The sequence below is a fragment of the Psychrobacter sp. PG1 genome, assembly GCF_014897815.1.
GTDB lineage: Bacteria > Pseudomonadota > Gammaproteobacteria > Pseudomonadales > Moraxellaceae > Psychrobacter.
In genome coordinates, this window is record NZ_JABUZG010000081.1 from 22,702 (window position 1) to 37,602 (window position 14,901).

Genomic DNA, 14,901 nt, shown 5'->3' on the forward strand with positions numbered 1-14,901 from the left:
ACTAACAAAAATCTGATGACTTAATTTGACCTAGCGTAACACGATCATTACCACCATAATCTTGTACGGTACGCACAGATTCAAAGTCACTATCTACAAACAACTTGCGAACGGCATCACCTTGGTCAAAACCATGTTCGATAGCCAGTAGCCCACCGACACGCAAGTATTTCGGTGCCTGTCCTACGATATGCTCTATATCGGCAAGCCCATGATTGGGGGCACTTAAGGCACTAATAGGTTCGGCTACAAGGCGTGCTAAATGCTCATCTTCCTCATCGATATAAGGAGGGTTGGATACAATCACATCAAATAATAGCTCGTCATGACTGGGCAGCTCGTCATACCAACTGCTTTGTATAAACTCAATATCAGCAACATCATTGATAGCTGCATTGTGCTGAGCAACCTTGAGCGCTGCTGGCGACATATCCACCGCAACGACTTGCCAGCTTTCTGCCTCACTGTCTGAACGCTGCGTATTTAACTCGTGAGCGAGACTAATCGCAATACAGCCTGAACCTGTCCCTAAATCCAGTAACCGTTTTGGGCTGCTGACACTGTTTGGCTGAGATTTTATCCAAGTTAATACTTGCTCAATCAGTATCTCAGTATCAGGTCGCGGAATTAAAGTGTGCTCATTGACAGTAAATATCAGCGACCAGAACTCTTGCTGACCCGTCAAATACGCAAGTGGCATTCCTTGCTGCATCTTCGTTACACCTGCATTGAATTGCTCAAATTCGCTGTCTGTTAGCTGATAACCTTCATCTGTCATCAACGCTATCGCAGGCTTATCAACGACATACAACAGCCAGTCCGTTAGCCAAAATGACGGTAGCTTGCTGTTCTCAGCCTCATTCATCCATTGCTGGATGTGCTGCTTTATCTGACGAATATTTGATGCGGTCATATATAGTTCTTAAAAATAACGTACATAGCGAATAATAAGATAAAAACCAGATACAACCACCGCTCTGAAACACGTGGCCGCTCTTTGGTATCACTTAAGTTTGGATTAGACTTGGATAACTTATCCCCCATACCATTACTACTGTTTCCATCACTGTTGTCATCATCACCATAAATGTCGTCGTTGTCACCAATGACGATATGCTTATCGACATAGTAAATCAGCGCTAGAATCGGAATACCAATCGCAAAGGTAAAAATGAAGAAAAATGGATAGCCCATATTATCGACGATAGCGCCTGAATATCCGCCCATTACTTTAGGAATCAACGTCATGAGTGATGAGAAAATAGCGTACTGTACTGCCGTAAAACGAATGGAGGTCAACGCTGATAAAAAAGCAATAAATACCGCACTGGCCAGCCCTGCTGCTAAGTTATCAAATATGACCGCAACATACATAAACGGCAAACTGCCTGGGTTGTAAGTTAGTAGCACAAATAGCAAGTTAGTAGCACACGCAAGAATTGCGCCGATCATCATGGCATGCATCATACGGAAACGCTGTGCCAATAGCCCACCTAAAAACCCACCCGCAATCGCCATAATCACGCCGACGAGTTTCACTGCATTGGCGATATCTGTTTTACTAAAGCCCATATCCTGATAAAAGACGTTGGAGATCACGCCTGCCACAATGTCTGAAATACGATACAGGCCAATGAGTGCCAGTAATAAAAATGCCTTTTTACCATAGCGTCTAAAGAAATCTAAAATTGGCTCAACCCAAGTGGACATTGCCACTTCTTTTTTGACCAAACCTACTTGTACGAGTGCATAACCTGCAGCCATCGCCACACCCAAGCTTATCAGCAGATGTAATGTTTCTACAAAGAAGCTAGAAAACGCGCCTTCAAACTCTGGCAGTACTGGTCCCATCAATATATAAGCAGCGATAAATGCGATCACTGAAAACACAAACAATGCTACTAATCTCACGTAGTCTTCGCGAGTTTCCGCAACCAATGGCGCTTTATTGATAATTTTTGGTTGATTGATAATGAAGTACAACAGCAGTAAAGGAGCACAAGCGACCAGCGCCAAAAAGTAAAACTTAATCGCTGGCATGACCATTAACGGTATCATCGCCAATGTGCTATCGAACACTGTATTAATCAAAATATTGATCAGATAAATAATGCCAAAAATCAGACCTGGGATAAGTAGTAAAGCAGAATAAATAAGAAATACTTTTAAATTGCCCTTTTGCTTTTTACTTTGCAACGTTTCAGCCGTTGGCTCATAGCTGGCAAACGTGGTTAATACTCCTAAGGTCATGACACCTGCCATAATGTAGTAAGTATTTCGCCATGCCTCATAACTATAAAAAGTCTCATTCGAGCCAAAAAAATCTGCCAAATATAACGCGCCTGCCCCCGCAACGATCATGCCGATACGATAACCCGACACATAAATAGAGGATAGAATAGATTGCATCGATGGCGGCGCAAGCTCGATGCGGTAAGCATCAATCACGATATCTTGGGTGGCAGAAGAAAAGCCAAGCAAAACCGCAGCGCCTGCCATGTAGACTAAAACGTCTTCACTAACTGGATTAACATTTGCCATCAAAAAGATAGCCAATATGATAAGCATCTGTGATACCACCATCCAACTGCGACGACGACCCAACCATTTGGTCAAAAATGGCACAGGAAGCGCATCTATTAATGGCGCCCAAATAAACTTAAACGAATAACCCAGTGCCGCCCAACTAAACATGGTCACAACACTACGATCAATGCCTGCCTCTCTAAGCCAAAGTGATAAACTTGAAAAAATAAGCAGTATAGGAATACCCGCTGAAAAGCCCAAAAACAACATGATAATGACACGAGGGTCTAAATAAGCCTTTGCAGCCTCTCCCCATGATTTTTTGACAGCTGGTTGATTGGGTGGCACAGATTTGACAGCAGACATAATCGCTCACTAGCACTTAAGAAAAAAAACACAACCGCGCACAATTTTTATCAATCATTAGCATCATCTATCGGTAATTGACACTGATAAATAGCACTGATAAACGGGATCGATAAAAATTGCTTAACGTTGCACAAATACAGCCATTACAACAAAATTGAATTATGGTACTTGAGAACGCTGACCTTGACTAGACATTCTAACGATATTTTTGCATTAACCTTTCTTTCCACTGGTTAATAAAACCTAGCTGATAGACTAGGGTTTACTTTCATATTAAGAATAGCTATAAAAATAAGGAAAATATCGTATTTTGCATCATAACCGTTTTATATAAACCCCTTTCTCTTGTGATTAGCCAATCATCATCCTGATAAGTTATTAATAATTAATGCTTTAATAACCAGAAATTCTTGCTACATTCTTACTTTTATATATTTATAAATTAAAATGTTATTTGACATACCATTTATTTTATAAAACAACGCGTTTGTATAAATTGCTTCCCTAAATCAATCATTATTCTATATGCTAGGGATGACAAATAATTTTTGCGAACAATAGTAGATAACACACTCGATTGCCATTTATCTGATTACTGCCTAGGAGCCACATGATGACTAACTCAAACTCAACATCAGATGCTGCAAGTAACACCACTTATGATAAAGGAGATGGAGATGGACATGGACCAACCATTCATAGTGAAAATATAGATACTTCGCACGAGCCACAACGTCCAAGCATGGGTGGCTGTCCTGTCATGCACCAAGCACATACTACGAACGCCTCGGCAGCAACCGATTGGTGGCCGAATAGCTTAAACTTAGATATCTTGCATCAGCAGGATCACAAAACCAATCCAATGGATCCTGACTTTGATTATGCAGAAGCCTTTAAGCAATTAGATTTAGAAGCCGTCAAGCAAGATTTAAAAGATCTAATGACTGAGTCACAAGCATGGTGGCCAGCAGATTGGGGTCATTATGGTGGGTTGATGATTCGTATGGCTTGGCATTCTGCCGGTACTTATCGACGCTCCGACGGCCGCGGTGGTTCTAACACTGGTAATCAACGCTTTGCGCCATTAAACAGTTGGCCGGACAATGTCAACTTGGACAAAGCACGTCGTCTATTATGGCCAATCAAGAAAAAATATGGTAACAAACTTTCTTGGGCAGATTTGATGATACTAGCGGGCAATATGGCTTATGAATCTATGGGCTTTAAGACGTTAGGTTTCGCTGGTGGACGTACCGATATTTGGCATCCAGAAAAGGATATCTATTGGGGTTCTGAGCGTGAATGGCTGGCGGCTACCAAAAATCGTTATGAAAATGATAATCAGCGTGAATCACTAGAAAACCCTTTAGCAGCGGTACAGATGGGCTTGATTTATGTCAACCCTGAAGGCGTCGACGGCAACCCCGATCCTATTAAAACGGCACAAGATATTCGTACCACTTTTGCGCGTATGTCAATGAATGATGAAGAAACGGTCGCCTTGACTGCTGGCGGTCACACGGTTGGTAAATGTCATGGTAATGGTGACGCTACCTTATTAGAAGATGAGCCAGAAGCTGCTGATATCAAAGAGCAAGGTCTAGGTTGGCGCAACCCTAAAGGCACAGGCAATGCTGGCGACACCGTCTCAAGTGGTATCGAGGGCGCATGGACCACGCATCCAACCCAATGGGATTATGAATATTTTGAGTTATTGCTAAATCATGAGTGGGCACTGACTAAGAGTCCTGCTGGTGCTTGGCAATGGGAACCTATCGATATCAAGGAAGAGGATCGTCCTTTAGATGCACATGATCCAAGTGTACGCCGCAACCCTATCATGACCGACGCTGATATGGCAATGATTAAAGACCCTGCTTACCGTAAAATTTCAGAGAACTTTCATCAAAATCCAGAATATTTCGATGAGGTATTTGCAAAAGCTTGGTTTAAGCTTACCCATCGTGATTTGGGGCCAAAATCTCGCTATTTAGGAGCGGATGTGCCAAGCGAGGACTTCACTTGGCAGGATCCAATTCCACAAGGCAATGTTGATCTGAGCGCTGATGATATTGCGATCTTAAAAGCACAGATACTAGGCAGTGGTATCGACCATCGCGAATTTATTATTACCGCTTGGGATAGCGCTCGTACATTCCGCGCCTCAGACTATCGCGGCGGCGCCAATGGTGCACGCATTCGTTTAGCCCCGCAAAAAGACTGGCTAGGTAATGAGCCTGAGCAATTGGCTCGCGTACTTGAGGCGCTCACTGCCATCCAGACGAACTTTGATAAAGACGTCAGCATCGCGGATTTAGTGGTACTCGCTGGTAACACCGCCATTGAAAAAGCAGCAGCTAATGCAGGTGTGCAAATTGAAGTACCATTCGATGCGGGTCGTGGCGATGCGAGCGATGAGATGACTGAAACAGAGAGCTTCTCTGATTTAGAGCCACGACATGATGGCTACCGTAACTGGATCAAAGGCAGCTATGCCATATCACCTGAAGAGATGCTATTAGATCGTACTCAGCTGATGGGCTTGACTGCACCCGAAATGGTCGTTTTAATCGGTGGTATGCGTGTCTTGGATACCAACTACGCTCAGAGCCAACAAGGCGTCTTTACTGAGCGTGCGGGGACACTTAGCAATGACTTCTTTGTGAACTTAACAGACATGAGATATTCTTGGCATCCCGTTAAGACAGACAGTAATGATGCCCCTGCCCTCTATGAAGTGCGTGAGCGTACTACTGGCAATGTAAAATGGCAAGCCAGCCGCGTAGACCTAGTATTTGGCTCAAACTCCATACTACGCGCTTACGCTGAGCTTTACGCACAGGACGATAACCTAGAAAAATTCGTTCTTGACTTTGTAAAGGCTTGGAATAAAGTGATGAATACGGATCGTTTTCGCTAGAGGCAGCCGCAAATCGTATCATTATTGAAGTTGTAAGCTAAGACAGTCATCGGAAGATGGCTGTTTTTTTATGTTTGTATCACATCTAATTCAAAGTAAATATTATAATGAATACGCCCTATTTATTAGAGAATTAAATTATGAATATAGCCTTATTTGACTTTGACGGCACCATAACGAACACAGACACCTTTACCAAATTTATATTATTCGCAGCAAATAAAAGAAAAATTAATGTAGGTAAAATCATTTTATTACCAACTATCGTTAAATATAAGCTAGGTAGATTACACGGTAGCGAGATTCGAAAAAAAGTTTATAACTTCGCTTTTAAAGGGACAAATGAGGGACAGCTTAGAATAAAAGGTGAAGCATTTTCTGAGCTGATGATACCTAATTATATAAGAGCTAATGCTTTCGAAAAAATAAAATGGCATCAACAAAGAGGAGACATCGTCGTTATCGTCTCTGCATCTTTGGATTTATATCTCAATCCATGGTGTATAAAATATGGACTAGACTTGATATGTACTAAGGTAGATGTCGTTGATGGTATATTGACGGGTAACTATCTGAATGATGACTGTAGCGGAATAACGAAAAAGCAGTTGGTTGAACAAAAATATAATCTAAGTAATTTTGACACTATATATGCTTATGGAGACACATTAGAAGATGAAGAGTTGCTGAGTCTAGCAGATGAAAGATTCTATCAGTACTTCTGAGTACTCAAAAACAATTTCAATGTATACTTTTAATCACATATTCCAAATACGTATAAATAGATAACCATTAAGTATATACAAGAATAAACACTTTGTTTTACACTACTTGCTTACTGCATATTGGTACATTTTCACTTTTGTATACAGACAGGGTTTGTATATTTATACAATAGGATTTAGTTATGGCAATCGACGTAGTGGTCAATCAGCGGCATTTACAGATTCACCTCAAGCAGTTGGAGACAGTATGGCATACGGTGATTAATGGCTATAACTTAAGTCAGGCGGCGACCGTACTGCACACCAGTCAATCTAGCCTATCAAAACATATTGCGGCACTTGAAAATCAGCTCAAAACGGAAGTATTCGTCCGTCAAGGCAAACGCCTAACGGGTCTTACCACCATGGGCACAGCACTAATGCCGCATATCGAATCTATCTTCGCTGAAATTCGTACCATTGAAAATCTTAGTCTTGATTTTAATAATCCGAATATTGGCACGCTGACGATTGCCACCACTCACACGCAAGCGCGATATGTATTGCCGCAAGTCGTCAAAGAGTTTAAAGAGCGTTTCCCCAAAGTCAACCTAATACTACAACAAGCAGATCCAGAGACCATCGCGCAGATGGTCATTCGCGGGCAGGCAGATATTGGCATTGCAACCGAGTCTTTACTTCATAACAATTATTTACGCTGCTATCGCTATTATGACTGGACGCATCGCGTCATTGTGCCAAGCGATCACGAACTGGCCAATCACGAGTCTGTGGATTTGCCGACCCTCGCCAGCTATCCGATTGTGACCTATCACGGTGGCTTTACGGGGCGCGGTGCGATTGACAAAACTTTTGAAGAAGCAGGATTGGAACCAGATATCGTGCTAGCAGCACTCGATGCTGATGTAATTAGTACTTATGTAGGTTTGGGCTTGGGTATCGGCATTATCGCAGAGATGGCGTTTGAACCAAGTCACTATCAAAATTTAACCGCGATACCAGTGGATCACTTTGGGCGCTTTACCAGTTGGATGGCGGTACGTGATGATGCAGAAATTCGTCAGTATGGTCGAGCATTTATGGAACTGTGTCAAAAACAATTTAGCCAGTAAAGAACCATTCATTCATATTTTCACTAAACATCAATGGCATCGTTATCAACAGATAATGATGCCATTTTCTATTCTTATTTCTACTCAAAATCGACTGGCGCGCATGTGATTCTTATAACGCTACCCCATTATTAAGATTTGTTATCGTCTTAACTTATAACCTTTATATTCAATAGAACCGCCCCATTATATGAACTATTGAGCGACTAGTTACAGCAATATTGAATTAGCACTAGATTCTTGAGGTGCTAGTTCATCATTGCTGTCGCTAGTCTCTTTTATAACTAGAATCAAATACCAATATAACCATATAACCATGTCGCTGAAAGGCGGCATCATAAAAACAGGTGATTTATGAGTAACGCTATTCCCTTATCCTTTTTAGACCTAGCACCCGTGCCTGAAGGTAAAACCATCGCTGAGGGCATTGCCCAAACGGTTGAGACAGCACAGCAAGCAGAAAAAGTTGGTTTAAACCGTTATTGGATGGCAGAGCATCACAATATGCCGGGCATCGCTAGTGCAGCGACGTCAGTACTACTAGCGCATATCGGTAGCCAAACCAAGCATATACGTATTGGTGCTGGTGGTGTGATGCTTCCGAACCATGCACCGCTCGTCATCGCTGAGCAATTCGGCACTTTGCAGGCATTATATGGTGATCGCGTAGATTTAGGGCTGGGTCGTGCGCCGGGTACTGATGGCGCAACCTTTCAGGCACTACGCCGTCAGATGCAAGATGCTGATCGCTTTCCGCAAGACGTCCAAGAATTGATGTACTTTTTAGGGAACGGTACAGATAATAGCCCAGTACAAGCATTTCCTGGGGCAAAGTCAAACGTTCCTATCTGGATATTAGGCTCTTCTCTTTTTGGGGCTACGTTAGCGGCGCATTTGGGACTTCCTTATGTGTTTGCCTCACACTTTGCACCGCAAATGCTTGGGCAAGCGATTACAGCTTATCGTGAACAGTTCAGACCATCAGCCTATTTGGACAAGCCTTATGTCATGCTGGCGGCTAATTTATTACTCGCCGATGACGATGCTACTGCACAGTATCATTTTACCTCTGCGCAGCAAAGCTTCGTACGCTTGCGCCGTGGTGAAACAGGTCAAATGCCGAAACCTACTCACGATATGGACAGTATCTGGAGCCCTGCTGAAAAAATGATGGTGGATAGCGCATTATCGGTGTCATTCATCGGCTCTGTAGAAACTGTCAAACCGAGACTGGCGGCATTCCTTGCCCAGTATGAGCCAGACGAGCTGATTGTGACGGCTAACGTTTACGATCAGGCAGCGCGCATGCGTTCACTGGAACTTACACCTGAGTTAAATTTATTTACTTTACAATGAAATCAGACACTTGCATAATTATTGATAAACCTTAGCTGGATGTTTGACATGGACGCAACTCCTATTATCGGTGCCTCACTGCTTATCGGCTCATCAATATTTATGTACATTGTGGCTTTTCTGGCGGTGATGGCTGTCGGTGGTTATTTGACCTACCGCAGCGGCGCGAAGACCAACGTAATAAAGACAATCCAAATTAATAACCGCTCTCGAAACATGCTGAGACGTATTAATTTAACGTTTAAAGCAATATAAAAAGCCCTCTTTCTTATTTAGAAAGAGGGCTTTTTTTGGCTTGCTACATAAGAAAAACACAGCAATCTTTACGTACGGTCACTATAAATGGCATTACCATTCAACTGACGAGCCAAGATTTTTTTGTGCGGCTTGTTGTGCGACATATAGAGCGACTGCTGCATCAAAACTGGCTGCACCAACCGATTTAAATAACGTAACACCATTATTAGACCTAGCGGTTTTTTCTTGTAGCGCCCCTGTGACTAGCGCTTGTAAGTCACCACTGAGGTCGTCCCATGTCCATGCACAATCGACACTATCGTGAGCTTGGATTAAATCGCCCGCTTCATGACGACTGCCAACCAAATCATCGACAACGACCATGCGACTGTTTGCAATGACATCATTGCTTATCTCTTTCATTGAAGGCTGATAGGCGCCGACTGCGTTGATGTGTACATCAAGTTTAATATGGTTGAGATCAAACAAGCCTTCTGTTGCGCGGGTTGCGACATTGATAACATCTGCATTACGGATAGCATCATTGATATTTTCGCAAACCGTTATAGTAACGTCCCATTGCGGATAATCACGAGTAAATTTCACTTTGAAAATCTCAGCGCCTTCCCTGCTTCTATTCCATAAATATACTGTTTCAATCTCAGGACGTACAGTCATTACCGCATGTAATTGCTCATAAGCCATGCCACCACAACCGACCACCGCCACGCTTTGACAGTCAGCGTTTGCCATATATTTGGTCGCAATGCCTGACAATGCCGCCGTACGCACTTGGGTAATATAAACCCCATCCATAATTGCCAATATCTCACCAGTATCATTGTTTGACACGGTAATAATCGCCGTTGTGGTTGGTAAATTTCGGCTCGGATTATCAGGACAAATGGTGACCAATTTTACGGCTGTATACTCATTCTTACCATCATAAATCGTCGCGGGCATTGATAAATGCGAACCTGAACGATGGGCGTCATCTTCACTAAAAGTTTCAATGACCAAACGTTCAGGCGCTTTGATCCAATTGGGGTGCGCTGCCTGTTGATGCAACAATGCTTCTATAGCCCCAATGGCAGATTGCATATTGAGATGTTCGGTCACGATTGCTTTATTTAGTAATTGCAATTTGAGTACTCCTATTTATAGATTTACTATTAGAACATGTTTTATCACGCCAAAACGGCTACTACATTAATCCTAACCCGCGTAATATTGCCGCACCAATCGCCATTCCAAACATACCTACCACGGTGGTAAAAGCCAAAATATTAGCAGCTAACACATCATTGCCACCCATGGCTTTTGCCATTACGTAGCTGGCGGCGGCTGTTGGTGAGGCTGCCATCAAAAACAACACACCCATATGCACACCTGATAGACCAAATCCCAATCCAATAGCGATGGCAATCAATGGCGCAACAATAATACGTCCGATACTCGCCTGCATGGACAGCCCTGAAGGGTGCAACATCGACTTCAAATCAATACTGGCACCGGCGCAAATCAATGCTAAGGGCAATGCCACTGCGGCCAGTAGATCGCCAGTCGTATGAATCACACCTGTAATAGGCGGCAGCGGTGACGCCTTATAAGCAAATGCTGCTACCAATGCGATAATCAGTGGGTTGGTAAATAGTTTTTTGATAATCATGGTACTGCGACTGAGCCAAGTATCATCCACACTTTTGGACACACGGCTGAGAGTGATAACCGCTAAGATATTAAACAGTATCGTCACCACACCCATATAGACAGCACCGATGCTTAAGCCACGTTCTCCGTAGGCATTAGCAACCGTTGCCAGTCCAATAATAGCCATATTACTTCGAAATATCCCTTGTACAAACACCCCTTGATCAGCCGGTTTGCTCACAAAATATTTGGCGTAAATCTCTGCACCTATAAACAACATGAATGTCACCAGAATACCAGCCACTATCAGCGTGATTTGTTTGCTGTAATCGACATCACTATCAACGACGCTAAAAAAAAGCAAACAGGGTAAACAGTAATTAAAGACAAAGCTCGATGCTTGGTCAATAAAAGTCTGGCTCGCCTCACCGCGTCTCTGCATAAAAAAACCCAACCACATTAAGGCAAGGTTGGGCAAGACAATGGTAATAGCAAAGACAATAGCATCAATCATAAATAGGCTCAGTTCGTTGACAAGCCCATCATGATATGGACATCAGCGAGTTAAATTAACAAGTAATCATTAAATTTTCTAGCCTAGTATAGAGACAAAATAGCAAGTAAGACAAGCACCTGCTCTATTTTCTTTTAACAGCAATTGTATTATTAATACACAAAAGCCCATAACGATATACCGTTATGGGCTTTTGTTATACTAGTTATACTACTATTACGAATCTAGCGCGGCCTTCGCTTTTTTATGTTTCTTCACTGTCATGGCTAGCAATTGAACGGCGGCAGGCGTCACACCGCTCACGCGTCCTGCTTGAGCAAGCGTCGCAGGACGTATTTGCGTCAATTTCTGTACAATCTCATTTGATAAGCCTGATACCACACTATAATCAAAGTCCAGTGGCAGCGCTGTATTTTCTAGACGCTTCATCTGATCAATGTCTTCTTGCTGACGATCAATATAGCCTGCGTACTTCACAGAGATTTCTATCTGCTCGCCTACTTGGGCATCGACTTGCGAATCAGTGATGACAGCGATATCAGCAAAATGAATCTGCGGACGCTTGAGCAAATCAAAAGCAGTCGATTCTTTTGACAGCACCTCGCCCGTTTGCTCTGTGACTTTTTTGCCTAACGTATTGGCAGGGGTTGCCCACATATCTTTGAGACGTGAGGTCTCTGTGGCAATGGCTTCCATTTTTTGTTGGTAAGCCTGCCAGCGCACATCATCTACTAGACCAAGCTTGCGACCCGTCTCAGTTAGGCGTTGATCGGCATTGTCTTCACGTAATAATAGACGATATTCTGCGCGGCTCGTAAACATACGATATGGCTCAGTCGTACCATGGGTAATCAAATCATCAACGAGCACGCCAAGATAAGCTTCATCGCGCCGCGGTGTCCACACGTCAAACTCACTATTATTAGTCGTAACCAATGCCGCATTAGTACCTGCTAGCAAACCCTGTACGCCAGCTTCTTCGTAGCCAGTCGTACCATTGATCTGACCAGCAAAATATAAGCGATCGATGGACTTAGTTTCGAGCGTTGGCTTTAGGTTTTGCGGATCAAAATAATCATACTCAATCGCATAACCGGGACGAGTAATGTGCGCGTTTTCTAAGCCTTTCATACTATGAATAAACTCTAACTGCACATCAAACGGCAAACTCGTTGAGATGCCATTTGGATATAGCTCATGTGTCGTCAGACCTTCTGGCTCGATAAAGATTTGATGACTGTCTTTATCCGCAAAACGATGAATCTTATCTTCAATCGATGGACAATAACGTGGACCCACGCCTTCGATTTTTCCAGAGAACATCGGCGAACGGTCTAAATTCTCACGGATGATGTCATGGGTGCGCGCATTGGTGTGCGTGATGTAGCAATTGACCTGCTCTGGATGCATAGACACATCACCCATATAACTCATCACTGGTAGCGGCGTGTCGCCCGGCTGTACGGTCATCACACTAAAATCAACGCTACGCGCATCAATACGCGCGGGCGTACCTGTTTTCAAACGCCCGACTGGCAGCTTAAGCTCACGCAAACGATCAGCAAGCTTGATAGATGGCTGATCGCCTGCGCGACCACCTTTTGAGCTCTCGAGACCAATATGAATCACACCGCCCAAGAAGGTTCCTGAGGTCAGTACCACCGTTTGCGTATTAAAGATAATACCCGTTGCAGTAACCACTGCCGTCGCACGACCATTTTCAACTAAGATATCATCAGCCGCTTGTTGAAATATATCAAGATTTGGCTGATTCTCAAGCGTATGGCGAATGGCTGCTTTATATAAAATACGATCTGCTTGCGCACGCGTAGCACGAACGGCAGCACCTTTACGACTATTAAGCACTCGAAACTGAATGCCTGACTTATCCGTTGCCAATGCCATTGCACCGCCAAGCGCATCAATCTCACGCACCAGATGCGATTTACCGATACCACCAATTGCTGGATTACAGCTCATTTGCCCAAGCGTCTCAATATTATGTGTCAACAGCAAGGTCTGCGCGCCCATACGTGCGGCTGCCAAAGCAGCTTCTGTGCCAGCATGACCACCACCGATCACTACCACGTCGTAATTTTTTGGGTATTGCATATACGCCTCACTTGACTCATAACGCTGCTTTTAGCCAAAAACTATCATTACCAGAATTTTATGGCTAAATAGCATGGTCATCAGCAAATAAACGTCAGTCGGATTTAAAAAGTTAACGACTTGGAAAAGCCGCTAGATATTGGATTGCTAACCCATCATTATAACAATTTTTTGATGCTTAAAAAACGCCGCAGTAGAAACTATTTACATTAAGTGTTAAGCATCATTTTTAAACTTAGTAACTAGTAACTTAATAATTAGCGCCTAGTTACCAGGGCTCAGCGGTACGATTTGATCTGATTGACCACTGCTCAGCATATGCTGACTGCCATAACCTTCTGGATTGATCTGCAAATAAGTATTCATCAAGCCAATGGCATCGCCATCATTACTGGCCAGAATTTGCTCTTTAATCATGTCCACTGGCGGTAGCAGCAAGTTTTTTAGCAATGCCAAACGCTGCTGGTTATCGCCTTTATTAACGACCATCTCGATAAGTTGACGCGCATCGATGGGTAAATCTGGCGTATTCTGTGCCAATAATGCCAAATGATAAGCGCCCGCAGAATCTTGATCCGCAACGATACGCTGCTCAATCGCAATATAAGTGGCTTCTGTTGCGCCGCCTGCCACGCTAAGCTGATGAATACATTTCAGCGCTGAATGTGGCTCATTGCCAGCAATTTCAATGATGCGCGTGGATTCATTTTTTAAATGCTCACGGCGTTTTTCGATTACCGCTTGCTCAGCAGCTTCTTTTTGCACGTTCGGCTGTTCCGTTGCTTGACTATTCATAAAGCTCTCTCACTCGTATGATAATTATTATCTATATCGCTGATATCTTGCACACTATATGGGGGTAAATTCGATAAAAACAACGAAGCCTAAAGACACTAAAGCTTAAAGACAATAAAAAACCCAAATAGCCATTAACTGACCATTTGGGTTTACTGTGCTTTATCTTATCAAGTTTATTTGGATATCAAAGACATCCAAAGCATACTCTCAAGTATTAAGCAGCAGGGCTGTTTGCTTCAACCAATGGCTTAAGCTCTCCTGATTGATACATTTGCAAAATAATGTCTGATCCGCCCATCAATTCACCATCAATCCACAACTGTGGAAAAGTCGGCCAATTAGCCACTTTAGGTAACGTCGCACGGATTTCTGGGTTTTCTAAAATATTTACAAACGCAAATGGACGACCGATTTGAGTAAGAACTTCAATCGATTTAGCAGAAAAACCGCACTGCGGAAATTGCGGCGTTCCTTTCATATAAATAATAACTTTATTGTCACGGATTTGATCACGGATCAATTGTTCAACGTCGTTTGCAGCAGTATTTGGGGTTTGCTCACTCATAAAAGCTCCTATTGATA

The 14,901-nt window shown here is 43.1% G+C and carries 12 protein-coding genes; 5 read left to right on the forward strand and 7 right to left on the reverse strand.

Annotated features, from left to right (window positions below):
• Nucleotide 1: 1 nt before the first annotated feature.
• Together prmC and INT03_RS12290 are read right to left on the reverse strand one after the other, a co-directional pair.
• Nucleotides 2-913, reverse strand: coding sequence for a peptide chain release factor N(5)-glutamine methyltransferase (prmC, locus tag INT03_RS12285; RefSeq protein ID WP_193009172.1), 912 nt, complete (start codon nucleotides 911-913; stop codon nucleotides 2-4).
• On the reverse strand, nucleotides 910-2,892 hold the full coding sequence (locus tag INT03_RS12290) for an AmpG family muropeptide MFS transporter (protein ID WP_193009173.1): 1,983 nt from the start codon (nucleotides 2,890-2,892) through the stop codon (nucleotides 910-912). Before INT03_RS12290 ends, prmC begins: the two co-directional genes overlap by 4 nt.
• 745 nt (nucleotides 2,893-3,637) lie before the next feature.
• On the opposite strand from INT03_RS12290, the gene katG reads away from it, so the two are divergent.
• From katG to INT03_RS12315, 5 genes are all read left to right on the forward strand, one after another.
• Entirely contained in the window at nucleotides 3,638-5,815 is a 2,178-nt protein-coding gene (gene katG, locus INT03_RS12295) for a catalase/peroxidase HPI (RefSeq protein ID WP_193009197.1), read from the forward strand.
• 140 nt (nucleotides 5,816-5,955) lie between these two features.
• On the forward strand, nucleotides 5,956-6,540 hold the full coding sequence (locus tag INT03_RS12300) for an HAD family hydrolase (RefSeq protein ID WP_060490936.1): 585 nt from the start codon (nucleotides 5,956-5,958) through the stop codon (nucleotides 6,538-6,540).
• 182 nt (nucleotides 6,541-6,722) lie between these two features.
• Nucleotides 6,723-7,652 carry a LysR substrate-binding domain-containing protein gene (locus tag INT03_RS12305; protein ID WP_193009174.1) on the forward strand — a complete coding sequence of 310 codons (930 nt, stop codon included), beginning with the start codon at nucleotides 6,723-6,725 and terminating at the stop codon, nucleotides 7,650-7,652.
• Nucleotides 7,653-8,006: 354 nt separating this feature from the next.
• Nucleotides 8,007-9,008, forward strand: coding sequence for an LLM class flavin-dependent oxidoreductase (locus tag INT03_RS12310; RefSeq protein WP_193009175.1), 1,002 nt, complete (start codon nucleotides 8,007-8,009; stop codon nucleotides 9,006-9,008).
• A 48-nt stretch (nucleotides 9,009-9,056) separates the two neighbouring features.
• Nucleotides 9,057-9,263, forward strand: coding sequence for a hypothetical protein (locus tag INT03_RS12315; protein WP_193009176.1), 207 nt, complete (start codon nucleotides 9,057-9,059; stop codon nucleotides 9,261-9,263).
• Between the two features lie 93 nt (nucleotides 9,264-9,356).
• Here the strand turns inward: INT03_RS12315 and INT03_RS12320 are convergent, their stop codons facing one another.
• The 5 genes from INT03_RS12320 to grxD all read right to left on the reverse strand — a co-directional run bounded on the left by INT03_RS12320 (nucleotide 9,357) and on the right by grxD (nucleotide 14,884).
• Nucleotides 9,357-10,388 (reverse strand): ornithine cyclodeaminase family protein, encoded by a 1,032-nt coding sequence (locus INT03_RS12320; RefSeq protein WP_193009177.1) that lies wholly within the window; start codon nucleotides 10,386-10,388, stop codon nucleotides 9,357-9,359.
• A gap of 61 nt (nucleotides 10,389-10,449) precedes the next feature.
• The gene (locus tag INT03_RS12325; RefSeq protein WP_193009178.1) at nucleotides 10,450-11,409 is read right to left on the reverse strand and encodes an AEC family transporter; all 960 of its coding nucleotides are present in this window, start codon (nucleotides 11,407-11,409) and stop codon (nucleotides 10,450-10,452) included.
• Between the two features lie 216 nt (nucleotides 11,410-11,625).
• Complete coding sequence (gene mnmG, locus INT03_RS12330) at nucleotides 11,626-13,521, reverse strand: tRNA uridine-5-carboxymethylaminomethyl(34) synthesis enzyme MnmG (RefSeq protein ID WP_193009179.1); 1,896 nt, start codon at nucleotides 13,519-13,521, stop codon at nucleotides 11,626-11,628.
• A gap of 264 nt (nucleotides 13,522-13,785) precedes the next feature.
• Nucleotides 13,786-14,316 carry a hypothetical protein gene (locus INT03_RS12335; protein ID WP_193009180.1) on the reverse strand — a complete coding sequence of 177 codons (531 nt, stop codon included), beginning with the start codon at nucleotides 14,314-14,316 and terminating at the stop codon, nucleotides 13,786-13,788.
• Between the two features lie 217 nt (nucleotides 14,317-14,533).
• The gene (gene grxD / locus INT03_RS12340) at nucleotides 14,534-14,884 is read right to left on the reverse strand and encodes a Grx4 family monothiol glutaredoxin (RefSeq protein WP_045446215.1); all 351 of its coding nucleotides are present in this window, start codon (nucleotides 14,882-14,884) and stop codon (nucleotides 14,534-14,536) included.
• Between the last annotated feature and the right edge of the window lie 17 nt (nucleotides 14,885-14,901).